We start from the raw sequence: 24,601 nt of genomic DNA on the forward strand, positions 1-24,601 counted from the left end.
AATTTCAGGGCGCTGCGTTTTAAACAAAGCGCCCTATCATTAGTGTTTTACTTTTAAGCGCCGTACCTGGGTCAGCACATCTTCAGCTTTGGCGCCTAGGTAAACGTAAATTGCCAGTGCAATCAACAGACCTACCACAGCAAACATCATCAATACAGCAGGTATAACATACTCAGTTTGCCCGAGTGCTGCTTTAAACATGGTTAGTAAGGCTTCTATCGATACTGCAATCAAAATTGTTGAGATAAAGCGTGTGATCGTTCGTCTTGTTGAGCTGTGCCGAAAAATATCCTTATGCATGAGGATTTCTTCTTCTAGAATTGTTTTGCCTAAATCAAAAATAGCCAACGCTAAAGTAACAAAGATAATAATAGTAAATGGTTTAAGCGGGTCTGACTGGGTGTCTTCGCTTAAGACTAAGTCCGCCATTCCGGCAAATACTTTATATAACAGATAGAACACCAAGCAGAACAAACAAGCGACAATCAAGCCATAACCCACCTTAAAGTAAGGTGTCATTCTTGCTCGCTTGGTGTCTCCCATAATAAATTCAATCAGTTCTGTTAAACACACATCGATAACCAAAAACTGCTGTTTATCGTTGCCTGAAGGGATTGTTTTGATCACTGAGATACAAAGGTGCTTAGTCGCAGTCGAAATATATGGCGAAGTAAAATGCGGCACGGGTGTTGACGAAGCGAGTAAAAAATAAGGCCGAGCACTTAAGTCCTGCCCAGCCCCAATATGACCCAGTTTCTTGTTGTACTGACGCTTAAAGCAAACATTGTCACCTTGCTGAATGCCTTGTTCATTCAAGCAATATTGCAATTCTAGAAATGGATATTGATTGACGAGCTGTTGGTAGGCTTGCTTGTTAGTCAACGATGCCTGAACACTGGCAAGTATAGAAAGAAGAAGTTCATGAATAAGCTGTTGTTGCTCTTCATAGCGTTCTATAGCACTTAAATAACTCATTCTGGCCATCTTGCTTCCTCAAAGTAGTGATATCCACTCTAGTTAAGCAAGGAAGACTCCAATTTTTATTTCAATTAATAATCAATTAGTTAATTTCGTGAACGGGAATGACATTAGAATAAAAGCACTATAAAGGTGCGCATTTTGTTTTATGAAGCACTAAAACGAAAAAAGCTGTAACTCTGTGAGTTACAGCTTTTTAATTTTGGTGCGGATGGGGGGACTTGAACCCCCACGGCCGAAGCCACCACCCCCTCAAGATGGCGTGTCTACCAATTCCACCACATCCGCATACAATTCTGTATGTTGTTAAGCTTTACGTTTACTTGAGGAATGAAAACTGCTTAACGATAATTAGCAAAGCTAATTAGTTAGGTACGTCAGACGTTTTATCTTCTGTCGCAGGCACATCAGATTGTGCTGGCGTTACAGTTTCAACAGCTGGCGCAGCTTCTAGGTTTTCCCACTCATCAGTCTTTTTGATTTGACCTGCAGTAAGGTTACCTAGAACAATACTTAGTACGAAGAAGATCGTCGCTAAGATTGTTGTTGTTTTAGTCATGAAGTTACCAGCACCTGATGAGCCAAATACGGTACCAGAAGCGCCAGCACCAAATGATGAACCCATATCTGCGCCTTTACCTTGTTGGATTAAAACCATACCAACTAATGCTAAAGCAACAATTAAATAAACTACTAATAAAATTTCGTACATCTTATACGGTCCCTTTTGCACTTTCACAGATAGCAGTAAATGAATCTGCTTTAAGACTCGCGCCACCAATAAGGCCGCCGTCTATATCTGGTTGTGCAAATAATAATTCGCTATTTTTTTCATTCACGCTACCACCATATAAGATGGTTAATTGCTGTGCTACGTCGCTATCTGAAGAAGCAATCTTCTCGCGGATAAACTTGTGCACGGCTTGCGCTTGCTCAGGAGAGGCAGTCTTACCTGTGCCAATGGCCCAAACGGGCTCGTATGCTACCACAGAATTCTTCAGTGCTGCTACACCTAATTTGCTAATTACAGCATCAATTTGAGCTGCAACCACTAATTCAGTTTCGTTTGCTTCACGTTGCTGCTCACTTTCACCCACACAAAGGATAGGAGTTAAGCCAACTTGCTGCGCTCGCGCAAACTTATCTGCAACAACTTCATCTGACTCACCGTAGATACTACGACGTTCAGAGTGACCAACCAAAGTGTAAGCTGCGCCTAGGTCTTTGACTAGCTGAGCATCAACTTCACCAGTAAAAGCACCAGCTTGGTTTTCAGAGACTGTTTGCGAACCAAACGTGACGTTTTGTTGCTGCAAAGAACTCAACAATGGGAATGGTGGAAACACCACTATATCCAGTTCATCCGATTGAACATTTTTGATAGCAGTTGATAACTGTTCAACAAGCTCTAGAGAGCCGTTCATTTTCCAATTACCTGCGACCATCGGCTTACGTGTTGCCATTATTCCACTCCACATTAGAAAGCGGGCAAGATACTAACTCGACTTGCCCAAAGTTACAAGAGGTTATTGTTATGCCTCGGTTTGTTTGCTCACAGTTTCGACAACTGCGGCTATTTTACGTGCGCTATCAAGGACAACTTTTTCCTGTTCAGCTTCAACCATTACTCGCACAACAGGTTCAGTACCTGATTTACGAAGTAATACACGACCTGTATCACCTAATTTTTCTTCAACTTGTGCAACAGCATCAATCACCGTTTGATCTTGCGTTGGATCAGTACCTTGTGGGTAGCGCACATTAATCATTTTCATTGGATATTTTGTAAAGCCAGCCCCTAAGTCTTGCAATGTTTTATTCTGCGCTACCATCGCTGCTAATACTTGCAAGCTTGAGATAATGCCATCACCTGTGCTAATTAAATCTAGATTTAATACGTGACCTGAGCTCTCGCCGCCGATTTTCCAACCCTTCTCTTGAAGTAGCTCCATCACATAGCGGTCACCCACTTTGCTGCGAGCAAACTCGATTCCACGAGCCTTTAAGGCATTCTCAAGACCCATATTTGACATGACAGTGCCAACGACACCACCACCTAAAATATCGTCATTTGCAGCTTGGCAAGCAATGATATAGACAATGTCATCGCCATCAAATACACGGCCATTATGGTCAACCATCATTACTCGGTCACCATCGCCATCGTAGGCAATACCAACATCGGCATTGTGTTCTAATACCTTGCGTTTAAGCGTTTCAACATGAGTTGCTCCACACTCTAAGTTGATATTTACCCCGTTTGGCTCACAGGCATGGCAGATAACATCCGCGCCTAGTTCACGCATTACTGAAGGTGCAATGTTATAAGTAGCACCGTTAGCACAATCGAGAACAATTTTTAAACCTTCAAGCGATAAGCCTTGCGGGAATTGGCTTTTGCAGAATTCAATGTAGCGACCATCAGCAGTTTCTAAACGACGCGCTTTACCAAGCTTATCAGAAGCAACACAGGTCATTGGTTCATCCATCATGGCTTCAATTTCAAGTTCTACTTCATCTGCAAGCTTTAAACCACGACCACTGAAAAACTTAATACCGTTATCATGGTAAGGGTTATGAGATGCACTAATCACAATACCCGCTTCAGCACGGAAAGTTTGCGTTAAATAAGCAACAGCTGGTGTCGGCATTGGGCCTAACAAAACAACATCAATACCAGCAGCAATTAAACCTGCCTCAAGTGATGTTTCGAGCATGTAGCCAGAAATACGGGTATCTTTACCAATAATGACTTTTTTTGTGCCAATTTTTGATAATACACGCCCTGCAGCCCAACCTAACTTTAAAGCAAATTCAGGTGTGATTGGAAACTCACCCACCATGCCACGAACACCATCTGTGCCAAAATACTTTCTTGTGTTACTCATTTGAAATTCCTCGATCACATGCTTGCCAAACCGCTAGCACGTCAGCTGTTTCTTGTACGTCATGAACACGAATAATTTTTGCGCCATTTTGTGCTGCTATCAGCGCACCGGCAAGGCTTCCCGCTAAGCGTTCATGTGTGTCTCTATTTAATAAATTACCAATCATCGATTTACGAGAAAGGCCTGCTAGTACTGGTAAATTGAATTTATTAAATATATTAAACTCTTTAAGTATTTGATAATTATGAGCCAAAGTCTTACCAAAGCCAAAGCCCGGGTCTAAAATAATACGTTGTTGCTGAATGCCCGCTTGCTCACACACAGCTAAACGCTCTGCAAAGAACTCATTAATATCATTAAACAAGTCATTATAATGCGGGTTACTTTGCATAGTGCGAGGCTGACCTTGCATATGCATTAAGCAAATTGCCACCTCTGGGTATTGTGCCAGTACCTCAATTGCACCAGGTTCTTGTAACGCTCTAACATCATTGATGATGTCAGCTCCTGCGATTATCGCTTGGCGCATTACTTCGCTCTTGCTGGTATCAATCGAAATAATACAATCACTGCTTGCTCTAAGCGCTTTAACTAAAGGAATAACGCGTTCAAGCTCATCTTCAAGAGATACATCAGGTGCCCCTGGGCGGGTAGACTCACCACCTATATCAATTATTTTTGCGCCTTGATTTAATAACGCATGAGCTTGTTTGACAGCGCTGTCTAGCTGGCAATAACTACCGCCATCAGAGAATGAATCTGGAGTGACATTTAAAATCCCCATCACCACTGGGGAATCGAGGTGTAATGTGCGACCTCGAGGTAAGTTAAGAACGGTCATTGAACACCTATGCTATAAATTAGCGTCAATTGCGCATTTATTATTCTAGATAACAGTTTGAAAATTGCGCATTTTTTGAAATAAAAAAGCCCCGACTAGCGGGGCCTTTCTGTGTCTAATTGTACCGACTATTCGGCTTTGTCATCAACATTTGTTTTTGTTTCTGATGATTCTTCTGGCTCTTTTGTGTCGTTTTCGACAACTTTTGCAGCAGAAGGAGCTGGCTTTTTATCATCTGAACGGCGGTCATGAACATCACGTGGCTCACGTACAGGCTGACGTGCCATTAAGTCATCAATTTGACCCGCATCAATCGTCTCGTACTTCATAAGTGCATCTTTCATCGCATGTAAGATATCAATGTTATCTTTAAGGATTTGCTCTGCACGTTGGTAGTTACGATCTGAGAATAAACGAACTTCTGTGTCGATCACTTTTGCAGTTTCATCAGACATGCTCATAGCACGGCTACCGCCGCCACCCATGTACATTTCGTTTTGATCTTCAGCGTAAAGTAATGGACCTAGTTTTTCACTTAGACCCCATTGAGTAACCATTTTACGAGCAATATCGGTTGCACGTTCAATATCGTTACTTGCACCGGTTGTCACTTTATCTTCACCATAGATCAGTGCTTCTGCTATACGACCACCGTAAAGGCTAGAGATCATTGACTCTAATAGCTCTTTAGAGTGGCTCACACGGTCTTGCTCAGGCAGGTACATAGTGACACCAAGTGCACGACCACGAGGAATGATAGACACTTTATAAACGGGATCATGTTCAGGTACCATGCGACCAACAATCGCGTGGCCCGCTTCATGGTAAGCAGTCATTTCTTTTTCCTGCTCACTCATCACCATGGTCTTGCGCTCTGCACCCATCATGATTTTATCTTTTGCAGCATCAAACTCTGCCATGCTAACAACGCGTTTGTTACCACGAGCTGCATATAAAGCGGCTTCGTTAACTAAGTTTGCAAGGTCAGCACCAGAGAAACCAGGCGTACCACGTGCAATTACCGCAGCTTCTACGTTGTCGCCTAGTGGCACTTTACGCATGTGAACTTTAAGAATTTGTTCACGACCACGAATATCAGGAAGTCCAACAACAACTTGACGGTCAAAACGACCAGGACGTAATAACGCAGGGTCTAACACATCTGGGCGGTTCGTTGCAGCGATAACGATAATACCTTCGTTACCTTCAAAGCCGTCCATTTCAACAAGCATTTGGTTAAGTGTTTGCTCACGCTCATCGTGACCACCACCCATACCAGCGCCACGCTTACGGCCTACTGCATCGATTTCATCAATAAAGATGATACAAGGTGCTGCTTTTTTAGCTTGCTCGAACATGTCACGTACACGTGATGCACCGACACCTACAAACATTTCTACGAAATCAGAACCTGAAATTGTGAAAAACGGCACTTTAGCTTCACCAGCTACTGCTTTAGCTAGTAACGTTTTACCCGTACCAGGAGGACCAACCATCAACACGCCTTTAGGGATGCTACCACCTAGTTTTTGGAATTTTGATGGGTCACGTAAGAAGTCTACAAGTTCAGTTACATCTTCTTTCGCTTCGTCACAACCAGCAACATCAGCAAACGTCGTTTTAACTTGGTCTTCACTCATCAGACGCGCTTTACTCTTACCGAAAGACATCGCGCCTTTACCGCCACCACCTTGCATTTGACGCATGAAGAAAATCCACACACCAATAAGCAGTAACATTGGGAACCAAGAGATTAAAATGCTGGCGAGGAATGACTGCTCTTCTGGCTTAACGCCTTTTACATTAACGTTGCTTTTTAAAAGATCATTCAAGATGTCTTTATCATACATTGGCATGATGGTTTGAAAGCGCTCACCATTTGTTTTAGTACCAGTAATCGTACCTGTGGTGCTTTCAATTGAGACTTCTTGGATAGCGCCACTACGAGCGTCGCTAACAAATTGAGTGTAACTTGTTTGGCGATCTGCCTGATCACCACCATTAAAGCTCTGAAACACTGACATTAGCACAACTGCAATGACCAGCCAGAGTATTAGATTTTTCGCCATATCGCTCAAGGAGTTAACCTCTTGTATCCAATTAATTTAAATTCAACTTAACGCAGCACAACTGTACTACAGTTTGTAGCCTGTCGCCACTATATAAACTTCCCGAGAACGGGCGCGTGATGCATCGGGCTTTCTAATTTTAACCGCTTTAAAGCTATTACGTACTTCCTGCAAGTATTGATCAAATCCTTCGCCTTGGAAGACTTTGACACAAAATGCACCATTTTTCTTTAAAACTTGGTGGCACATATCTAATGCCAACTCAACTAAGTACATACTACCAGCTTGGTCAACAGATGTATTGCCGCTCATATTGGGTGCCATATCAGAAAAAACTACATCAACATTTTTTCCATCAATACGGGTCAATAGTGCATCAAGTACCGCTTCTTCACGAAAGTCGCCCTGTAAGAAGTCAACACCTGCTAAGGAATCCATAGGTAAGATATCACAAGCAATTACTTGACCTTTATCCCCTACTTTTTCTGCTAAATATTGCGACCAACTACCTGGCGCAGCACCTAAATCAACCACCGTCATCGATGGTTTGATTAATTTATCTTTGTTTTGAATTTCGTCTAATTTGAATACCGCACGAGAACGCCAACCTTTCTTTTGCGCTTCGTGAACATAAGGATCGTCGAAATGTTCTTTCAGCCAACGCTTAGAACTGGCTGAATGTTTTTTATTTGCCATAAAATTAATACGTAACTAATTAGTAATATTCTCTAGATGGCGTTAGAATACCCTTAATTCAAGCCATATTCAGCAAAATTTGTAACATGATGAAATTATCGAACAAACAAAAGCAGTTTTTAAAAGGCCAAGCGCACAGTTTAAAACCTGTTGTATTACTTGGTGCAAACGGATTAACCGAAGGCGTTTTAGTTGAAATTGAAAGCGCCCTAGAAATTCATGAACTAATCAAAGTTAAAGTTCCTACAGATGAACGTGAAACTAAAACATTGATTTTTGACGCAATTGTTCGCGAGACAGGCGCAATAAAACTACAAACAATTGGCCATACAATTGTATTGTATCGCCAAAGCGAAGAGAAAAAGATTCAATTACCACGCGGTTAATCCTGCCTTGTGAAATTTCGAATCAGAAAAAGCCAGCAAATATGCTGGCTTTTTTGTAGGCAGAAATAATTTTGAATTAATTTGTAACTAAACTTTTTAGCTAGGCTATTTTTGCTCTCGCGTGTATTTAAGAACCCGATTAATAAACTCGGTAGTTAATTCATTAATTAACCCTGTTTCTGCATTGAGAACTAAGCTAAACCCTATGTTTAGATGCGGGAATACTACAATATCGCTGCGATAGCCTTGAACCCAACCACTGTGGTAATAAAGTACTTCATCATCATAGTTGTAAACACGCCAACCCAATCCATAGTAAGCATCTTTAACATGACTTCGCCAAACTCGGCGACGAGTTTCTTTTTTAGTATGTGTATAAGGACGGGTTTGTTTGATCAATGCTTCGAGTGGTAATACATCTGGGTATTGTCCTAGCTGCGCATTCAACCAAATAGCCATGTCATTTGCGCTGGCGTTCACACCTGCAGCTGCAGGCACTTTATAGTAATTCTTCTTTAAACGAGATGTATACCAACGCTTTCTTCCGCGTACATGAGGATGAGCATAGTTATTGTCTTTCACCATCCCCTCAAAACCAACACTGGCATCCACCATTTTTAAAGGCGCAAAGATATATTCTGAAATCCAATGTGAGTAGTCCATCTGTGTTGATTGATAAATCACTGAGTCAATCAAACTAAACATCACATTTTGATAGCCGTAGCACTCGCTTGGTTTGCAGATAGGCTCAACAGTCAATAGCCGCTCGACAATATCTGGGTAACTCATACGCGACTCAATTAGGTTATCGTATGCATTAGGTACTAGGCCACTAGAATGACTAAGGATATGATAAATTTTTAACTCATCTTTGTAAGCAGTATTAGAAAAAGCAGGAATAAACTTACTTATTGGGTCATCAATATTAAACTCCCCTTGCGCTGCAAGTTTAGCAGTTAATGAGCCCGCAAAGGTTTTAGAGACTGATGCCAATCGAAAGCGGGTATGTTTATCGACTTTACGACCTTTTTCTATTTTTGTTCGACCAATACCATTAATAAAATCATCATGACCAATATTTACAATCGCCAATGAACCACCTGGGATCCCTTTGCTTTTTAACTTACGGGTAAGGTGTTTATTATAATCAGCAACGAAAGTTTGCCATTGCTTATCACTCGAAGCAGCTTCTCCGCTAACAAAAAGCAGTAAAAAAGAAAAAAGAAAGGGAATTAAAGATAAGCTGTACTTCATTATTTATTTTTTTAAGTCTGTTTAGGAAGTTTCTTATAACATAATATCATGAACTTTTGCCTCGACTAACGTACAATACGCTTAATCTTAAATATTTATGGGTAGATTAATCTTTATGCGCTTACTTGTAGTTTTGTTTTTTACTTTAATTTCAGCTGGTTGTGCCCTTAAACCTGAACCTGCGCCATTACTTTCGATGCCAAAGAAACCAAGCTTACAAAGCCAACGCTTTCAAGTAGAGTATCAAACAGAGCATGCAGCTCCTAAAGTGAAGTCAGTACAGTTGCCTGCACATGCAGTTAGTAAAAACCAAACTGTGGTGATAGTTGCCGACAAAACCAGTGTGACAGATACACTTTACACGCAACTGACTGAAGCACTTACAGCCAAACAATTAAAGGTTGTAGAAGATGGCACTCAAGCAGATTACACCCTATCTATTCACCAGCTTGACCTTGAACTGATTGAAGACACAGAATATCAATTAGTCAAACCAGAAAAGCCTCTGCCTTTATTTGATGAAGTTGCAAAACAGTTTCCAGTTCAGCAATGTGCGACTATTTTAGGTCAAGTAAGCATGCGCTTAACTCACAAGAAAACCGGTGATGTTGTGTGGTTTGCAAAGTCATCAATTGACAGCGCAAGCTTTCACCGTGAACCCCTTATTTATAGCTTTGTACAACAGCAAGTAATCAAGAATGAGCTTGAAGTAGCGAGCTTTGTGCACGAGCAAAACTCGGAACAAGCTCGCATGGCGCGAATTAATCAAGAAGTGACGATTCCTGCTTATCAAACTATCACGCAAATGACCGCCTTAAAAAAAGAGCAAGGCCCGTGTAACCGTACAGAAATTAGTGCACTTACACCTATGATGCAGTACTACCTGAGCAGCATTTTAATCGATAAAATTAAAGTTCAGTAACTAACTTTTGCTGTTTGTCTGCCCATAGGCAAACAGCTTCCCTCCTTGAATTTGCAACACTTTCTTACACTTCCAATTTCTGTTACTACATTTTTTTACAGATTACAGGAACTCCTTAACAATATACTATAAGCTATTACCCTTTCTCACAGACAAGGAAGCAACATTGCGAGCTTACAGTGCCCTATTATTGATATGTTTAACCTTGCTTAGTACCACAAGCCAAGCAAGTAACCGCTATTATGCAGACAATACTTTAGAGCCAAGCCAAGGCTTTGCATGGGACTGGGGCATTGGGTTAGGTTACTACATTGAAGATTCTTACCTTGTAGGCATGGACTCTTACAATGATGGCATAGAGCCAGATGTACACCTCGCAGTTTCTTACGACAGCTTTTACCTCGATTACGACCAAAGCCAACTTAGTGGCGGTTTAACATTAGGTTACAGCGTTATCGATAAATTTGAATGGGGCTTAGATATTGTCGGCACCAACATTCAATCTGGCTTTGATGAAACAGGCTTAAATATTTATGGTAACGAAGTAATTAAAGAGCTTGAAGGGATCAGAACACGCGACTACGACTTTGATGTAGGTCTTCGCCTATCACGTCGCTTTGAAAACTCGCAAATTTCATTTGAATACCTGCATGATATATCAGGTGCGCATAATGGCTGGGTAATGAATTCGTTTTTTAGTCAGATCATTCCTTGGCGAAATTGGGAGTTTCGCTCTGGCGTTGGCTTAAGTGCCTACTCAGCAGACTTTACAAATTACTACTTTGGCATTTCAGAAGCTGAAGCGCTCGAAACTCGCCCTGTATATAACCCAGATACCTCTTACAGCCTTATTTTTGAATTTCATGCAGAATACCCAATTAACAGACATTGGGTGTTTTTAACTGGTTGGTTATCGACTTGGTTTTCAAACGATATTCACCAAAGCCCTATTATTTCTCAAGAGTATCAGCATAAAGCCAAGGTAGGCGTGCGTTATGTTTTCTAAGTATTACTTGTGCTTTACCTTATTACTGTCAGGGCCATTACTCGCTGAGCAGCAATCTGTAGGCAAGAAAGATATTGAAAATGCGTTAGTTGCCCTGCCCGACACTTGCGTAGCGCTGCGTGAAGGTAGGAATTGCTACGCTGAAGTTGATTTAACATGGCATCAGCAGCAAGTTGGTAACTACTGCTTACGTAATGCGCAAAGCAAGCACATTATTCAGTGCTGGTTGATGCAACAAAAGGGCTTATTTAGATACCAATTTGATTCAGCAGAAACCATAGGTTTTGAACTTATAAGCAGTGATAACGGTAAGGTTGTCGCAAGTACTGAAATACAATTACAGTGGGTCTATCAAAATCGTCAGAAGAAACGTCGTTGGCGACTGTTCTAAGCAGGAGTAAATAATGGAACATTACGGAACTATCTTATTAGTAGAAGATGATATTTCTCTCGCCAATTGGGTTGCGGAATATTTAATTGAACAAGGCTATCAAACAACAATATGCCAACGTGGCGACCAAGTGGTTGAACAGGTGCGTAAAACAAACCCTGACTTAGTTTTGTTAGATATTATGCTGCCTGGTCAAGACGGTATTAGTGTGTGCCGTGATTTAAGACAGTTTTATCAGGCCCCGATTATTATGCTCACCGCACGTGATGATGAAATGGATGAAGTGATTGGCCTTGAAGTTGGTGCCAGTGATTACATGATGAAACCCGTTCGCCCTCGCGCTTTATTAGCACGTATAAAAGCAGCACTTCGCTCTAAATCAGATACACAAGAATCAAGCACAAGCTCTGAGCTTATTAATGTGGGTAAGTTATCAATCAATACTGAGTCACGTACCGTTTACTTTAATAATGATGAGGTTCATATCTCAAGCGCTGAGTACCTACTACTGCATTATTTAGCAAGTAATGCAGGTCAAGTGGTTTCACGTGATGCAGTGTTTAAGGCAACGAAAGGGCGCGAATATGATGGCTTAGACAGAAGTGTGGATGTGCTGATTTCATCATTACGTAAAAAATTTAATGATGACCCTCAGCACCCTGAAAAAATTAAAACTATCTGGGGCAAAGGCTATTTACTTGTTGCCACCGCTTGGCAATAACGACTCGCGCCTGTGAAAAAGTTTTATATCTCACTCCTTGGCAGTGCCCTGCTTTCAATCATCGTGTTGGGTTGGCTAATTGATGCTTTTAGCCAACAAACCCAAGCACCTCAGGATGTGTTTTCTAGCGAAACACAAATGATTAAAGGCTTTGCAAAGCAACTCGCTAAGTATGATGCTAAAGAGCGTGAGCAAGCTATTGCGGATATTAACCAAAACTTTGCTGTGCAACTAGAGTATCGCCCTACACAGTCGCTTGCGCTACCTCATTCATTGTTAACACAAATAACCCAACCTAGTGGCCTTATCCTCGAAGATCAGCAAGGATACTATTTACTTTACAGTGAAGCAGCTTTAGGCACACACCACTTAAAAATGCGTTTAGATAAAGACTTAACACACGAGCAAGGCAACGATGTATTACTGACCTTGTTATTCTACGCTGGGTTATGCGTATTTATGGGCTTTATCATTGCGCCACTGGCCAAGCGTTTAACGGTATTAAACGAAGCGGCACAACGCTTTGCTAAAGGTGATTTAAAAAGCCGTATTCACTTATCTCACTTTACCTATATCAAAGATGTTGAGCTGACATTTAACCGTATGGCGAGTCAAATTGAAAAACTTCTTGATGAAAATAAGTTAATGGCATCAAGTTTATCTCACGATATTCGCACACCTATCGCCTGCTTAAGGTTTGGTCTCGAGGCAGCGCAAGACTGCCCTAATAACGAAAAGCGCCTTGAGTATCTTGCTCGAATGGAAAACGACTTAGATCAAATGGAGTCAATGCTAAAAAGTTACTTGGCATTTGCAACCCTTGAGCAAAAAGCGAATCAGTTGACCTTTAATCATTCTGATCTAGAAACCTATATTCTTACTTTAATTCATCAAATTGAGCCTAAGCTTGAACAACAAAGCTTGCGCATTAATCACCGAGTTGAAGGCGGTGATATTTGTGCTGATTTACACTGGTTAGCTCGGGCCATTGTTAATTTATTAAGTAATGCTTGCGACTTTGCTGAATCAGAAATTTTGCTCAGTGCAACCAGTACCAGTGAATCCGTTACCATAAAAATTGAAGATGACGGTCCGGGTGTCAGCGAACAAAACTGGCAAAAAGTATTTACTCCATTTTTCCAAGAACAAACACATCGTAACCGGGATGGCGAAAGCTACGGGCTTGGCCTTGCTATCGTTGCGAAAGTGGTTGATTGGCATCATGGTACGGTCGAAGTATCAAAAAGTAAGCAACTAGGTGGCGCGTGTTTTACTCTTTCAATTCAAAATAAAAGCCAATAAACATGTTTCATTTGTGTTAATTGTTTCGTATTGTAATGCGCAATTGCACGAAATCTACGCTGACAGCTCGCACATAACGAAGAACAACGAAAATGCGGATGATTAACCCTTTTTATTTAGCGTTAATTCAAGTAGATTGTCAGCGCCGTCACAAATAGAGAAGTAACAATAATATGAGCGCATCACGTGGGGAGTTCAGCTCCCGCTTTGGATTTATTATGGCTGCAGCAGGCTCTGCTGTTGGCTTAGGAAATATTTGGGGTTTCCCTACACAAACTGCAAGTAATGGCGGTGCCGCATTTTTAGTGGCTTATTTAGTGTTAGCATTTTGTCTTGCTTATCCTGCTTTAATGGCTGAGTTAGTAATTGGTCGTCATGGTCAAGCTAATGCCGTCACTTCACTTCGAAAAGTAACAAATCAAGCATGGCAAAAGAAGTTTGCCTTCATGGTAGGTTTTGGCGGTATTATTTGTGCGGGTTTAATTTTAAGCTTCTATGCTATCGTCGCAGGCTGGATGCTGAGTGCGACACTCGAACCCGTTGCGCAATTAGCGGGGCAAGAGCAAGCTGGCACTTGGCTTAGTGAGCAGTCACTATCAAGAAACCTTTTATTCACTGCCGCATTTATTATTTTAACTGTTGCGATTATCTCTAAAGGCGTCGAAAACGGCATTGAAAAATGGTCTAAGCGCTTAATGCCTGCCCTGTTAGGCATTTTATTTATGCTAATTATCTATGTAATGACTCAAGATGGCGCAATGGAAGGCTTAAAAGCGTATTTAGTGCCAGACTTTTCATCGATTTTAAACCCTGAGTTATTAGTGAATGCGTTAGGACAAGCATTTTTCTCATTATCGCTTGGTACCAGCGTAATGATCATCTATGGCTCATACATCAGCAAGAAAGAGAACTTAGTATCTTTAGGCGCTTATGTGACTTTAATCGATGTGTTCATTGCCTTTGTAGCCGGTTTACTCATTATTCCTGCAATGTATGTAGCACAGGCACAAGGCGTACAAATTTTTTCAGCCGAGGGTGCACTACTTTCTGAAGATACCTTAGTATTCCAAGTTCTTCCGGCACTTTTCACTAGCATGGGTGATGTCGGTATTTTTGTTGGCTTTGCTTTTTTCGCGTTAATGAGTATTGCAGCGTTAACCTCATCGATTTCGATGCTAGAAGCACCAGTTTCCTATGCTGTTGAACGCTTTGCGTTAAAGCGTGTGCAAGCAACATGGATCATTGGCGGTATTATTGCGCTCATTAGTTTTACAATTGTCTTTAACTTAGGCACCTTGTTTGGCTTTGTGATCACCTTAACCACTAAGATTGGTCAACCAATTCTAGGCTTAATGTGTTGTATTTTTGTCGGTTGGATTTGGCATCGCGCGTCACTGCTAAATGAAATTCAACAAGGATGCCCTGAAGCTGCCAATAGCTTCTTCTGGAAAGTATGGCCATGGTATATCAAGTTTATTTGCCCACTAGCCATATCACTGGTATTTGCCAACTCTCTGTTAAGCTAACAAATGTTTATGTTTGAAGTGGCCATTTAGGCTACTTCAAACACATATCTTGATGTGGAATGCCATCTTCTAGGTAATCATCGCCCACATTTTCAAAACCAAATTGCTGATAAAACCCTGTTAAATAACACTGAGCACCAATCATAATCGCTTTGTCAGGCCAATGCTCTTTACATGTGTCTATCGCAGTTTGCACCAACTTACTCGCCAAACCTTCACCACGAAATTGCTTTGCTACCAGCACACGACCAAATGCGCTAAATTGCTCACTCTTTTTATAGCATCGTGCATAAGCCGCCACTTGCTGACCTTTAAACAAGAACACGTGCTGGGTCAGTTCATTGTTATCCACTTCGTCAATTTCTGGGTAAGGGCAAGTTTGCTCTACCACAAATACATCTACCCGCGCCCGTAAAATGGCAAATAACTCATCTTTACTGAGTTCGCTATAACTTTTAACAGTAAACATAACGCTCCTTTATGAAGACAAAAAACCCAGCCGTAGCTGGGTTTTAACTAGCTATTTAGTCGTTAATCTTTAAGCAAATAATCGTTCTAGCTGATCACACAACTGCGATAGGTTGACATGATCATGCTCTATAGTTAAATCGACATAACCATCCCCTCTAAAGGCACGGTCAAGTTCAATCAGTACATGAGTTTTGTGCGCTTCAGGCACAAACGACAACTCTATCTCTTGTAGACCAAATAGGCTTCGGCTATTTGGGCGATACTCTAGCTCTTGATAACATCCCGAATGTGATTGGAATGTAGGTGCTCTTAAGAAGCCTTTTTCAACATCCGCTTTCACTAGGCTAAAACCAAGCCTATCCATCGCTTCCATTAACGTGCTTACGGCATCATTAGGATAAATGTGAAGTGCATCACGATCAGTTGGATCAAGTGCTAAATCAATATCTAGGCCTGTTTCAAGCCACACATGTGATTGGTTATAACCAGCGTTAATTTCGGTGATCGGTGTTTCTGAATGCAGTCGCGCTTCAAATGGAATATGTTTTTCTGCACCTGCTGCAATCGTGCCGATATCTGTAATTCGCCACTTTTCAATCACATGGTTTGTAAAGTACTCACCATCTTCACCTTCAACTTTAACACGCGTCATCAGTGCTAAGTCTAAACCCGATATGTCTTGATCAACATCGCCGCCTTTAATAACAATAACGGCATTAAATTTTTGACCCGGTTGTAAATGCTCTGTCTCAAGTACAGTGTCAACTTTTGCTGCACCAATACCTACTGATGCAAGGATTTTCTTAAACATCTTTTCTCCTTAAGCCAGCTTATAACCTATGGCTTAAATTCCTTTGTTAATGCATCTTAACCACAATTAAAAGCTAATGTCAGCGAAAAAATGATGCTTTTGGTGGATTAATCAATAAATCATGTATAAGTGCTTATTTTTTGAACTCTCACTGTCTGATATTGTTTTCCAACAACAAATATTTCGCTACACTTCTAGCAAATGAAGTCAAAAGAAAAACTATGGAACTAATCTACTTTGCTACCGCGTTCGTTTGTGGCTTTGCTGTTTACCAGCTAAAGCTGCCTCCTCTTATCGGCTTTTTATTAGCGGGTTTTGCACTTAACCTATATGGATATAAGACAACCGAGCTGCTTAATACGTTGGCAAGCTTGGGAGTTACTTTGTTATTGTTTAGCATTGGTCTTAAGCTCAAAGTATCAAACTTAATGAAACCACAAGTTTGGGCGCCCGCCTCAATGCATATTGTTTTAAGCAGTACGCTCTTTAGTGGTTTTATGTTGTTGCTAGGAGCCCTTGCACTGCCTTTATTTAACGAACTTAGTTGGCAAAGTGCATTGTTAGTCGGTTTTGCCTTTAGCTTCTCGAGCACCGTATTTGCCGTAAAAGTGCTTGAAGAACGCGGTGAAATGGCAAGCCTCCATGGTAAAATCGCCATTGGTATCTTAGTTATGCAAGATATCTTTGCCGTTATATTCTTAGCCATCAGCACTGGTAAAGCCCCTAACATTTGGGCTTTGGCATTATTGGTTGGTTTACCTATTTTACGCCCTGTGATGTTTTGGGTATTAAATCGCTCAAAACACGGTGAGTTATTGCCCCTGTTTGGCTTTTTCTTTGCGCTAATTATTGGTTACCAAGCCTTCGAGTTTGCAGGCCTTAAAGGTGATTTAGGTGCGTTGATTATCGGTATGATGTTCGCATCCCATAAAAAAGCCGGTGAATTATCAAAGTCACTGCTTAATTTAAAAGACGTGTTACTGGTTGGCTTTTTCTTAAATATTGGTTTGAATGCAGAGCTGACTAGCCATGCTGTGATTGTTGCACTCATTATTATTTTGGTTTTGCCTGTAAAAGTTGCACTTTATTATGTGCTGACAAACGCTTTCAAATTACGTGCTCGTACTTCACTATTAAGCGCGTTTAGCTTAGCTAACTACAGTGAATTTGGTTTGATTGTCTGCGCCGTTGCAGCCACCAGCAATCTAATCACGTCTGAATGGCTAGCTGTCATGGCTATCGCTGTGTCAATCACCTTTATACTCGCATCACCTTTAAATAAACGCTCGAATGAAGTGTATGTAAAAATTGAACATTGGTTGCTTAAATTTGAAAGTAACAGCCGTCTTGCAGAAGAGCTGCCAGTTAATCTAAATGACACTAAAATCGTGATCTTTGGTATGGGTCGAATTGGTACAGGTGCCTATGAAACAATCAGCCAAACTCACCCTAACCTTGTCGCTGGTATCGATATTAAGCCGGATGTTGTTGATAAGCATATTAAACGAGGCCGCAGAGTGTTACTTGCTGATGCCACTGACCCTGACTTTTGGCAGCGGGTAAACCACTCACATGTAGGTATGGTGATGCTTGCAATGCCAAAACACATGCAAAATATTTTTGCCTTAGAGCAACTGCGTGCTTCTGGTTATGAAGGTCAAGTTACAGCGATTGCAAACTATCCAGATCAGCAAAAAGAACTAGAGGATATGGGTGTCGATTCTACTTATAACTTCTATTTAGAAGCTGGTAGCGGCTTCGCAGAGCATGTAAAACAAAAACTTTTCTCTTAATGTAAAAAATAATTCTCGGTACCTTTTCATGGTACTGAGAATTATTTTCACTGTATTCAGTTAGTTGGCTAACTAGTTTTCACGACATATCAAATCAGTCCCTCTATTGGGTCAAGCTTATTTACAAAGCTTTACATCCAGATTAGCAATCAGGCTAAAAAAAAGAGTAGAATTAATTTCAAGATGCTTAGCTAAGTATCTATTTTTAACACAAAAAAGTTTAACAGTGTTGTGTATTACCGCTGTTTTTAATTCAGCACTGTTAGATGGATTGAGGTTGTTTAAATGAAAAATAAGTTTACCAACGAATTTTTAGCAAACACGGATGATGCACGTGCTGGGAAACTTTCAGATATTCAGCAGCAACTTGATGAGTTACAAAACAATGGCATGACTGCAATGGATATTAGAACAGTGCTATTCAACAAGATGCTCGATGTATATCAAGTACCAAGCGATCATTTTCTTCGTGATGGTGAAACACCAGAACGAATCGACGACCCAGCTATTGTCGTTAAGCTAAATAAACTTGGCTTTACGAAAAAGCGTCGTCACCAACTACACTAATACGCCGTAATTAGTGGTTGTTATTCTGAGGGCCTACATCCCTCACTAAATAGGCTGTTTCTTGCCCGTCACAGCCTATTTTCTCTCTCCTTTTTACCGTATCATCTAGCTTTAAAATTTCTTTGAGATAAAGATGGATTCAGCTCAACTCAAACGCGCCATAAATACTAAGATGCCATTTGGAAAGTATGCTGGTCGCCCTTTATTGTTGCTGCCAGAGCCTTATTTAGTCTGGTTTAAACAGCAAGGATTTCCTGATTCCCAGTTAGGCGCACAGCTGGCAATGATGTATGAAGTGAAGCTCAATGGCCTTGAAAAAATGCTAATGCCATTATTAGATGAAAAATAATTAAACTTTTTTCGAACTTTTATTTTTAAGTGCGGTCTATTACTTTGCTACTTGTTTATTTTTGGTTTTAATCTTTAAAAAGCGCCCTAGGCGCTTTTTTTATGCCTGCAATTTAAAGCGAGTTACTTTTAAACAAATGAATAGTAAATTTAGCTCCACCTAATGGTGAGTCACACACCTCAGACTGCCCTTGATGCCAACTAACAATTTTAGCAACAATCGCCAGACCTAACCCAAAACCACCGGTTTTCTTATCACGACTTTTATCTAAACGAGTGAATGGCTTAAAAATACTTTGCCACTCAGATTTAGCGATCCCTAGGCCGTCGTCTTCAACACTTATTTGTATCGAATCCCCTAAATCTTCAAGACTTACATGAATTTTATGGTTTGCGTATTTTTGTGCATTGCCTAATAAGTTTTGAATACAACGCGCCATAAAATGCTCGTCACACTCGTAGTAAAGCTGCTTGGGTGCAGTCAATGCTACCTCTATATCAGTAGCAAACTCGAGTTTATTCACCACACTATTGATAAGCGCTGTTAAGTCACAGGAACGGGGCTTTAAGCTTGGTTGGTGTGAATCAAGTCGTGCGTATTCAAGCATTTCTGACACCAGTGCTTCAAGCTCTGCAATATCAGCCTGCATGTTATCAATGTATGCATACGACTTTTCATTCTCGATTTGCTCTTCGAGCATGGCAACAGCAAACTTTAAACGCGCAAGGGGTGTTCTAAACTCATGAGAAACGGAAGAAGTTAGCTCTTGCTGCGCAGCCAGTAGATACTGAATACGTTCTTGCATCGCGTTTAGGGTATCAGTAATCGGCAGAAAAAATGATTTAGAGGCATCCTGAAGCTCAAAGTCTTGCGATCCTCCTACAGCTTCACAGGCAAGCGTCAATTTATTAAAGTCACGCCATAGCAATAGGCTCCAGAGTCCAATTGGTAGGCCAATCACAGTTAATAATAAAAAGTATGGCCAAACGGAGCTAAAGTTTGGATTTTCAACTGAAAGTGGGCCTACATGTAAAAGCTGAGTGTCATTAAGAGCTATGTACCAAACCACTTCTTGTTCTTGATTGAACAAATACAGGTAATGATCATTGTTGAGCTGTGTTTTTAGGTCTTCAGGAAGTGCTAGATCGGTAAGATTAATTATCTCGCTTTCGAATTCTTGTTGGAGTGTCGCTAAGCCATTTTCAGTTTGGCTTAAGAACCACAGAGATTTACCAAATTCTTGGTCTAGGGCTATTTGCTGTTGCGTTTCTTCGTAGGGCCATAACTGCTCTATGACCCCACTAACTAGAAACAGAGAAACTATTATATAAAGATATAAGCTAGCAAATAGTTTCCCCATTAAAAATTACATATCCCATGCGTCAGATACAAAAAGGTAACCCTGTCCCCAAACTGTTTTAATTCGGTATGGTTTATCACTGTTATCACCTAATTTCTTACGGATACGCGATACACGTACGTCAACGGTTCGGTCTAAACCATCATATTGACGACCAATCATGTGTTGATGAACATGCTCACGACTTAACACTTCACCAGCATTTGACGCAAGCAACCAAAGCAGCTCAAATTCATGAGAAGTCAGTGTAATTTCACTGCCTTTAAGTGTAACAATGCGGCTAGTTTTATCAATGGTTAAATCGCCAAAGCTAAGCTCTTCTGGCGCTTTGTTTGTAGCTTGACCGCGACGTAACAATGCATTGATACGTGCTAACAATACACGAGGTTCTGCAGGCTTAATTACATAATCATCTGCGCCAAGTTCAAGGCCAATCACTTGGTCAAAGTCCTCACCTTTAGCTGTCAGCATTAAGATAGGTAAGCTAAATTTATCACGTACCTGACGGCAAACGCTAAAGCCATCTTTACCCGGTAACATGACATCTAAAATCATTAAATCAACTGGGTTGTTTTCAAGGTATTCAAATACTTCGTCGCCGCGTTCAAGGACCGCAACATCCAACCCATTATGTTGAAGGTAATCACGTGTTAACTGCTGTAAGCCGAGATCATCTTCAACAAGTAAAATCTTTGCCATTGGTTGCTCCTGAATTAAAAAAAGCTCCACGGTGAGCGTAATCTACGCCTCGTTGTTTTTGCTTCGGTGCTTTGCACTTCGACTTTTGCGGTCGCAATTTTGCTCCCCGTGTGCGGATTGACTAAGGAGTATATTGTTTCAACCTGAACCCGCGCTTTATGGCTGTAAAGCCCTTTTTTGCTGTCGTTCCAGCATTGAATTTGTTGGTTATTTTGAAACAAACACAGATCTTGAGGCAGCTGTGTTTGCCAGCTGATTTTTAACTCAAGATCACAAAATTCGTGCTGTTGTAATACAACACACACTTTTGGCGTGATATCAAACTGAGTCGCTTGCGCATGGCTTGGGGTAACCCAAATAACAGCAACAAACACACACAGACTAAAAACAAAATACTTCATATTAAAAAATATGATTGAATCCTATAAATGCAGTCATCGAGTACGTGTGTTCAAAAAGCGGACTGTCATCCACGGCTGAGTAGTCATAATATGCTAAATGAAAACGAAGAGAGTTAGCCTCACTCAGGGGCCAACGGGCGTCGATTTTAGCATAAGGTTGCCAACTACTGCCAACATCTATTTCCCCATATGAGGACTCTTTAGCCGATAAACCATAAAAATAATCATTTAGTCTGGCTGATTTGTACCAAACCCCTAAGCTAGGTGCGACAGATAGGTTTCCTATTCGGTGATGTGATTGCCATTGTAAAGCACTACGAAGGCCTTTATAAACGCCCGAAATATCGGCTAGTGCCTGTAAAGAAATCACATGATTATTATGAATATAGTGATAGCTTAAGCCAGCATCTAATGCCCATCGTCTCTTTTTAATATCGCTTGTTGATACTGACTTTTCTGCCAGTTCATTACTGGTGGTCGATTCAACAATAAAGCTATTCGATGTTTGCAGTGCGAAAACATTGCTAGGGTGAAAATCTATAAAGAAGCGAGTCTCAGGGTTGAACTCGGTTACGAAATTAACAACATGAGTATCGCTTTCTTGGAATGAATAACCTAAACGGCCATTATCGAAGAACCATTTTTCACCATAAAAAGCGATTTCAGGCAGCACAATTAATGGTAAGTTATCACCACCATGAAGTGGGTTCGTGATCACCCCAGCTCCCGTATTAATACTTAGGTGCCACTGCTGGGTATCGATCTGTTGATTTGCCACACGGCTTTCACGTTCAGTGCGCGTTGAGTCATCGGCGCTTGCTTGACTTACTAGCATGCCTATCAAGACATAAACCGCTGCGCACATCCTGATCGTTTGAGATTTCATTGTTATTTTACGACCAAAGGGGTTTTGCAATAAGAGCATAATATCAAGATGTGAACAAACTGTCGTTGCAAGGTTACAACTATTCACAAATTTGATACATATATCGGTTAAGTTTGTTACTCTTCGACGATTTCGATACGATTTCGGCCATGCTCTTTGGCTAAATAGAGTGCTTTATCGGCTTTTGCTATGAGTTGTTCTGGATTACTATTTTTAGCTTTTATAGCAATACCAAAGCTAGCAGTGACTTGGCTTAACACCTTATTAGATTTAGGCTCTTTAATCTGTAATTTAGCGACAGCATGACGCAGCTGCTGAGTAAAATTAGTCATGTCACTGATACTTGCAAACTGTGCGGTGAAACAAAACTCTTCACCACCATAACGATAGGCCTGACCAACACTAGATACATGTTTAAGTAGTTTTGCTGAAACTGCACGCAAAACTTGGTCTCCTTTTTGATGACCAAAAGTGTCGTTAAATTGTTTAAAGTGATCGATATCAACCATAGTAAGAACAGTGACTTCAGCTAAGTCATTGGTTTGACAAAACCGCGTGATATCTTCATCAAACTTACCGCGGTTATAAAGCCCTGTAAGCGGGTCTTTTTCGGCTTTACTTCTAGACCTGACAAGCTCTTGTTTTAATTCTGTAATTTCTGAGTAAGCCAGCGCAAGCTGATTTTGAAAATCTTGTGCACGACTTTGCAAAGCTGCCGACTCGTCACTTAAGCGCTCGACACAATCAAGTACATCATCAAAGCCCCTTTCCTGACTTATATCTGCACTAGTTAGTGTGTCACGGCATTCTTGCAAAGCCTGGTTGAATTCAGCTGAGTAACTAAGTGCTTCATTGATATCTTGATGCACTTTACCAACAACATCATTAAAGCCGCCAGATAGCTGATAAAATAGTGCCAAGTCGTCCCGAGATAAATACTTGTTGAAAAGGTGCTTTGCCTGCTCATGGCTACAGGTATTGTGCTTTTTAATAATACTATCAAGCTCTTTGTTTAAATCTTGGTTCTTTTCGCTAACATAACAATACCAAAGCGCATAATTAAGCGGAGTAATTGGCATTTTGTACTTAACCATTAGAGGAATTGCGAGCTTCAGACAGTGGCTCGAGTAGCTTAAAGAGTGTTCGGCTTGCGCTGAAAGTATCATGAGTCTAGGCCATGAAAGTTTTATTATTTTAAAATACGGTATCAACCCCATTAAAAAAATCAATGAAAAAGGATTTTACAAACGTAAAACCAGCAAAAACCACGAATATTTTTTACAAAAACCAATACTAAATAATTAATTTAAATTAAGCCATTTGTATCAACATAATATATTTAACAATAAAGTGTTATTGACTAGATCTTAAGCTAGATTGCTTGCTGAGTAAGCGATTGAGCAATACTCCAAATTGCATTGAGTGCCGGATCATGGCGCTCTTTATTTAAAACAGCTAGACCAATTTCAAATCCTGCAATAGTCTGCTCTGCATCACTCACTATTTGTACTTTATCTTTGAGCGGGCTGTTATCCAGTACAATTTTTGGCACCATGGCAATACCCAAGCCTAAGCTCACCATAGAAACCATAGCTTCATGACCTGCAACCTGCGCATATATACGGCCATGAATATTCTTTTTACGCCACCACTGCTCAAGACGTTGCCTTGATAACCCCTGCTCAGCAACAATAAATTCTAAATCTGACCAATCAATTTGTTCACTGGCAGAAAGCTTTTCACTGATCGGGCATGCTATTTTTGGTGCTATCAGTACTAATGGTGAGTAACCAACGCTGGTAAAGGCTATTTGCCCAGGTAACTTCATCGGTTTTGCAGCAATAGCCATATCTTCATGGCCATCTAAAACACGGTTTATGGCAAGAGCAGGATCACCGGTATTGAGGGTAATTTCAATATATGGATGTTGCATTCGCAGTTGCTCGAGTATTTGGTGTAAAAAGCTATAAGAGGCGGTTACTGAGCAATAAATACTGACATTGCCATAAACATGCTGTTGCGGCTCTTGTACGTTAGCCTTAAAACGGTGCCAGTTAGCCAGCGTCGCATTGGCGTACTCAATAAATGACTCACCCTCGCGAGTTAATTTGACGGTGCGATTATCCCGATTAAACAGCACTACCCCAACTTCTTCTTCAAGTTGCTTGATGTTGCGGCTCAATGTTGGCGCACTGATATGACAAAGCTCACTGGCCCTAGCAAAGTGCAGCGTCTTAGCTAACGCCAAAAAGTAATTAAGATGTTTGTGATCCATACCGCCACC

Annotated in this window: 26 protein-coding genes and 1 tRNA gene; 10 read left to right on the forward strand and 17 right to left on the reverse strand. The window is 40.9% G+C overall.

Features of this window, described 5'->3' with window-relative positions; translation table 11 throughout:
* Nucleotides 1-39: 39 nt before the first annotated feature.
* The 8 genes from AN394_RS05150 to rlmE all read right to left on the reverse strand — a co-directional run bounded on the left by AN394_RS05150 (nt 40) and on the right by rlmE (nt 7,472).
* Nucleotides 40-984 carry a hypothetical protein gene (locus tag AN394_RS05150; RefSeq protein ID WP_055020941.1) on the reverse strand — a complete coding sequence of 315 codons (945 nt, stop codon included), beginning with the start codon at nt 982-984 and terminating at the stop codon, nt 40-42.
* A gap of 197 nt (nt 985-1,181) precedes the next feature.
* Nucleotides 1,182-1,266, reverse strand: a tRNA-Leu gene (locus AN394_RS05155).
* Between the two features lie 76 nt (nt 1,267-1,342).
* Entirely contained in the window at nt 1,343-1,690 is a 348-nt protein-coding gene (secG, locus tag AN394_RS05160; protein ID WP_054551698.1) for a preprotein translocase subunit SecG, read from the reverse strand.
* A 1-nt stretch (nt 1,691) separates the two neighbouring features.
* Entirely contained in the window at nt 1,692-2,441 is a 750-nt protein-coding gene (gene tpiA / locus AN394_RS05165) for a triose-phosphate isomerase (RefSeq protein ID WP_055020942.1), read from the reverse strand.
* Between the two features lie 69 nt (nt 2,442-2,510).
* Nucleotides 2,511-3,866, reverse strand: coding sequence for a phosphoglucosamine mutase (gene glmM / locus AN394_RS05170; protein WP_055020943.1), 1,356 nt, complete (start codon nt 3,864-3,866; stop codon nt 2,511-2,513).
* A complete protein-coding gene (gene folP, locus AN394_RS05175; RefSeq protein ID WP_054561860.1) occupies nt 3,859-4,707 on the reverse strand; it encodes a dihydropteroate synthase in 849 nt (282 codons plus the stop codon). Before folP ends, glmM begins: the two co-directional genes overlap by 8 nt.
* A gap of 128 nt (nt 4,708-4,835) precedes the next feature.
* Nucleotides 4,836-6,776, reverse strand: a complete 1,941-nt coding sequence (ftsH, locus tag AN394_RS05180) for an ATP-dependent zinc metalloprotease FtsH (protein ID WP_054561861.1) — start codon at nt 6,774-6,776, stop codon at nt 4,836-4,838.
* A 66-nt stretch (nt 6,777-6,842) separates the two neighbouring features.
* Nucleotides 6,843-7,472 (reverse strand): 23S rRNA (uridine(2552)-2'-O)-methyltransferase RlmE, encoded by a 630-nt coding sequence (gene rlmE / locus AN394_RS05185; RefSeq protein ID WP_054551703.1) that lies wholly within the window; start codon nt 7,470-7,472, stop codon nt 6,843-6,845.
* An 89-nt stretch (nt 7,473-7,561) separates the two neighbouring features.
* On the opposite strand from rlmE, the gene yhbY reads away from it, so the two are divergent.
* Nucleotides 7,562-7,858: a ribosome assembly RNA-binding protein YhbY gene (gene yhbY, locus AN394_RS05190; protein WP_054562018.1), complete on the forward strand. Its 297-nt coding sequence runs from the start codon at nt 7,562-7,564 to the stop codon at nt 7,856-7,858.
* Nucleotides 7,859-7,963: 105 nt separating this feature from the next.
* Here yhbY and AN394_RS05195 read toward each other — a convergent pair whose 3' ends face one another.
* Nucleotides 7,964-9,112 (reverse strand): serine hydrolase, encoded by a 1,149-nt coding sequence (locus AN394_RS05195; protein ID WP_055020944.1) that lies wholly within the window; start codon nt 9,110-9,112, stop codon nt 7,964-7,966.
* A gap of 115 nt (nt 9,113-9,227) precedes the next feature.
* Between AN394_RS05195 and AN394_RS05200 the strand changes: the two genes are divergently transcribed.
* The 6 genes from AN394_RS05200 to AN394_RS05225 all read left to right on the forward strand — a co-directional run bounded on the left by AN394_RS05200 (nt 9,228) and on the right by AN394_RS05225 (nt 14,980).
* Nucleotides 9,228-10,034, forward strand: coding sequence for a hypothetical protein (locus tag AN394_RS05200; protein WP_054561863.1), 807 nt, complete (start codon nt 9,228-9,230; stop codon nt 10,032-10,034).
* A gap of 166 nt (nt 10,035-10,200) precedes the next feature.
* Nucleotides 10,201-11,040: a MipA/OmpV family protein gene (locus AN394_RS05205; RefSeq protein WP_054561864.1), complete on the forward strand. Its 840-nt coding sequence runs from the start codon at nt 10,201-10,203 to the stop codon at nt 11,038-11,040.
* Complete coding sequence (locus AN394_RS05210) at nt 11,030-11,431, forward strand: DUF3019 domain-containing protein (RefSeq protein ID WP_054561865.1); 402 nt, start codon at nt 11,030-11,032, stop codon at nt 11,429-11,431. Before AN394_RS05205 ends, AN394_RS05210 begins: the two co-directional genes overlap by 11 nt.
* 13 nt (nt 11,432-11,444) lie before the next feature.
* Entirely contained in the window at nt 11,445-12,152 is a 708-nt protein-coding gene (locus AN394_RS05215; RefSeq protein ID WP_054561866.1) for a response regulator transcription factor, read from the forward strand.
* 12 nt (nt 12,153-12,164) lie between these two features.
* Nucleotides 12,165-13,454, forward strand: coding sequence for an ATP-binding protein (locus AN394_RS05220; RefSeq protein WP_054561867.1), 1,290 nt, complete (start codon nt 12,165-12,167; stop codon nt 13,452-13,454).
* Nucleotides 13,455-13,627: 173 nt separating this feature from the next.
* Complete coding sequence (locus AN394_RS05225) at nt 13,628-14,980, forward strand: sodium-dependent transporter (protein ID WP_054561868.1); 1,353 nt, start codon at nt 13,628-13,630, stop codon at nt 14,978-14,980.
* A 31-nt stretch (nt 14,981-15,011) separates the two neighbouring features.
* On the opposite strand, the gene AN394_RS05230 is transcribed toward AN394_RS05225, so the two are convergent.
* The gene (locus tag AN394_RS05230; RefSeq protein ID WP_054561869.1) at nt 15,012-15,449 is read right to left on the reverse strand and encodes a GNAT family N-acetyltransferase; all 438 of its coding nucleotides are present in this window, start codon (nt 15,447-15,449) and stop codon (nt 15,012-15,014) included.
* A 69-nt stretch (nt 15,450-15,518) separates the two neighbouring features.
* The gene (locus AN394_RS05235) at nt 15,519-16,262 is read right to left on the reverse strand and encodes a sporulation protein (protein ID WP_054561870.1); all 744 of its coding nucleotides are present in this window, start codon (nt 16,260-16,262) and stop codon (nt 15,519-15,521) included.
* 221 nt (nt 16,263-16,483) lie between these two features.
* Between AN394_RS05235 and AN394_RS05240 the strand changes: the two genes are divergently transcribed.
* The 3 genes from AN394_RS05240 (at nt 16,484) to AN394_RS05250 (ending at nt 18,971) form a co-directional block, all read left to right on the forward strand.
* Entirely contained in the window at nt 16,484-18,055 is a 1,572-nt protein-coding gene (locus AN394_RS05240; RefSeq protein ID WP_054561871.1) for a cation:proton antiporter family protein, read from the forward strand.
* Nucleotides 18,056-18,340: 285 nt separating this feature from the next.
* Nucleotides 18,341-18,622 carry a hypothetical protein gene (locus tag AN394_RS05245; protein WP_054561872.1) on the forward strand — a complete coding sequence of 94 codons (282 nt, stop codon included), beginning with the start codon at nt 18,341-18,343 and terminating at the stop codon, nt 18,620-18,622.
* Between the two features lie 133 nt (nt 18,623-18,755).
* Nucleotides 18,756-18,971, forward strand: coding sequence for a DUF3820 family protein (locus AN394_RS05250; RefSeq protein ID WP_054561873.1), 216 nt, complete (start codon nt 18,756-18,758; stop codon nt 18,969-18,971).
* Between the two features lie 112 nt (nt 18,972-19,083).
* Here AN394_RS05250 and AN394_RS05255 read toward each other — a convergent pair whose 3' ends face one another.
* The 6 genes from AN394_RS05255 to ilvY form a co-directional block, all read right to left on the reverse strand.
* Nucleotides 19,084-20,331 (reverse strand): ATP-binding protein, encoded by a 1,248-nt coding sequence (locus AN394_RS05255; RefSeq protein WP_054561874.1) that lies wholly within the window; start codon nt 20,329-20,331, stop codon nt 19,084-19,086.
* Nucleotides 20,332-20,337: 6 nt separating this feature from the next.
* The gene (locus AN394_RS05260; protein ID WP_054562019.1) at nt 20,338-21,030 is read right to left on the reverse strand and encodes a response regulator; all 693 of its coding nucleotides are present in this window, start codon (nt 21,028-21,030) and stop codon (nt 20,338-20,340) included.
* Between the two features lie 14 nt (nt 21,031-21,044).
* Nucleotides 21,045-21,431, reverse strand: a complete 387-nt coding sequence (locus AN394_RS05265; protein WP_054561875.1) for a DUF3019 domain-containing protein — start codon at nt 21,429-21,431, stop codon at nt 21,045-21,047.
* A 1-nt stretch (nt 21,432) separates the two neighbouring features.
* Nucleotides 21,433-22,266 (reverse strand): MipA/OmpV family protein, encoded by an 834-nt coding sequence (locus AN394_RS05270; protein ID WP_054562020.1) that lies wholly within the window; start codon nt 22,264-22,266, stop codon nt 21,433-21,435.
* A 167-nt stretch (nt 22,267-22,433) separates the two neighbouring features.
* Entirely contained in the window at nt 22,434-23,483 is a 1,050-nt protein-coding gene (locus AN394_RS05275) for a GGDEF domain-containing protein (RefSeq protein WP_055020945.1), read from the reverse strand.
* Nucleotides 23,484-23,689: 206 nt separating this feature from the next.
* The gene (ilvY, locus tag AN394_RS05280) at nt 23,690-24,592 is read right to left on the reverse strand and encodes an HTH-type transcriptional activator IlvY (protein WP_054561877.1); all 903 of its coding nucleotides are present in this window, start codon (nt 24,590-24,592) and stop codon (nt 23,690-23,692) included.
* Nucleotides 24,593-24,601: the final 9 nt, after the last annotated feature.

This window comes from Pseudoalteromonas sp. P1-26 (genome assembly GCF_001401795.1).
Lineage (GTDB): Bacteria > Pseudomonadota > Gammaproteobacteria > Enterobacterales > Alteromonadaceae > Pseudoalteromonas.

What these genes read in the sequence shown, in the direction of transcription:
- AN394_RS05150 (WP_055020941.1), bottom strand. Translation starts at nt 984, where the DNA reads ATGGCCAGAATGAGTTATTTAAGTGCTATAGAACGCTATGAAGAGCAA.
- secG (WP_054551698.1), bottom strand. Translation starts at nt 1,690, where the DNA reads ATGTACGAAATTTTATTAGTAGTTTATTTAATTGTTGCTTTAGCATTA.
- tpiA (WP_055020942.1), bottom strand. Translation starts at nt 2,441, where the DNA reads ATGGCAACACGTAAGCCGATGGTCGCAGGTAATTGGAAAATGAACGGC.
- glmM (WP_055020943.1), bottom strand. Translation starts at nt 3,866, where the DNA reads ATGAGTAACACAAGAAAGTATTTTGGCACAGATGGTGTTCGTGGCATG.
- folP (WP_054561860.1), bottom strand. Translation starts at nt 4,707, where the DNA reads ATGACCGTTCTTAACTTACCTCGAGGTCGCACATTACACCTCGATTCC.
- ftsH (WP_054561861.1), bottom strand. Translation starts at nt 6,776, where the DNA reads ATGGCGAAAAATCTAATACTCTGGCTGGTCATTGCAGTTGTGCTAATG.
- rlmE (WP_054551703.1), bottom strand. Translation starts at nt 7,472, where the DNA reads ATGGCAAATAAAAAACATTCAGCCAGTTCTAAGCGTTGGCTGAAAGAA.
- yhbY (WP_054562018.1), top strand. Translation starts at nt 7,562, where the DNA reads ATGAAATTATCGAACAAACAAAAGCAGTTTTTAAAAGGCCAAGCGCAC.
- AN394_RS05195 (WP_055020944.1), bottom strand. Translation starts at nt 9,112, where the DNA reads ATGAAGTACAGCTTATCTTTAATTCCCTTTCTTTTTTCTTTTTTACTG.
- AN394_RS05200 (WP_054561863.1), top strand. Translation starts at nt 9,228, where the DNA reads ATGCGCTTACTTGTAGTTTTGTTTTTTACTTTAATTTCAGCTGGTTGT.
- AN394_RS05210 (WP_054561865.1), top strand. Translation starts at nt 11,030, where the DNA reads ATGTTTTCTAAGTATTACTTGTGCTTTACCTTATTACTGTCAGGGCCA.
- AN394_RS05215 (WP_054561866.1), top strand. Translation starts at nt 11,445, where the DNA reads ATGGAACATTACGGAACTATCTTATTAGTAGAAGATGATATTTCTCTC.
- AN394_RS05225 (WP_054561868.1), top strand. Translation starts at nt 13,628, where the DNA reads ATGAGCGCATCACGTGGGGAGTTCAGCTCCCGCTTTGGATTTATTATG.
- AN394_RS05230 (WP_054561869.1), bottom strand. Translation starts at nt 15,449, where the DNA reads ATGTTTACTGTTAAAAGTTATAGCGAACTCAGTAAAGATGAGTTATTT.
- AN394_RS05235 (WP_054561870.1), bottom strand. Translation starts at nt 16,262, where the DNA reads ATGTTTAAGAAAATCCTTGCATCAGTAGGTATTGGTGCAGCAAAAGTT.
- AN394_RS05240 (WP_054561871.1), top strand. Translation starts at nt 16,484, where the DNA reads ATGGAACTAATCTACTTTGCTACCGCGTTCGTTTGTGGCTTTGCTGTT.
- AN394_RS05245 (WP_054561872.1), top strand. Translation starts at nt 18,341, where the DNA reads ATGAAAAATAAGTTTACCAACGAATTTTTAGCAAACACGGATGATGCA.
- AN394_RS05250 (WP_054561873.1), top strand. Translation starts at nt 18,756, where the DNA reads ATGGATTCAGCTCAACTCAAACGCGCCATAAATACTAAGATGCCATTT.
- AN394_RS05255 (WP_054561874.1), bottom strand. Translation starts at nt 20,331, where the DNA reads ATGGGGAAACTATTTGCTAGCTTATATCTTTATATAATAGTTTCTCTG.
- AN394_RS05260 (WP_054562019.1), bottom strand. Translation starts at nt 21,030, where the DNA reads ATGGCAAAGATTTTACTTGTTGAAGATGATCTCGGCTTACAGCAGTTA.
- AN394_RS05265 (WP_054561875.1), bottom strand. Translation starts at nt 21,431, where the DNA reads ATGAAGTATTTTGTTTTTAGTCTGTGTGTGTTTGTTGCTGTTATTTGG.
- AN394_RS05270 (WP_054562020.1), bottom strand. Translation starts at nt 22,266, where the DNA reads ATGCTAGTAAGTCAAGCAAGCGCCGATGACTCAACGCGCACTGAACGT.
- AN394_RS05275 (WP_055020945.1), bottom strand. Translation starts at nt 23,483, where the DNA reads ATGATACTTTCAGCGCAAGCCGAACACTCTTTAAGCTACTCGAGCCAC.
- ilvY (WP_054561877.1), bottom strand. Translation starts at nt 24,592, where the DNA reads ATGGATCACAAACATCTTAATTACTTTTTGGCGTTAGCTAAGACGCTG.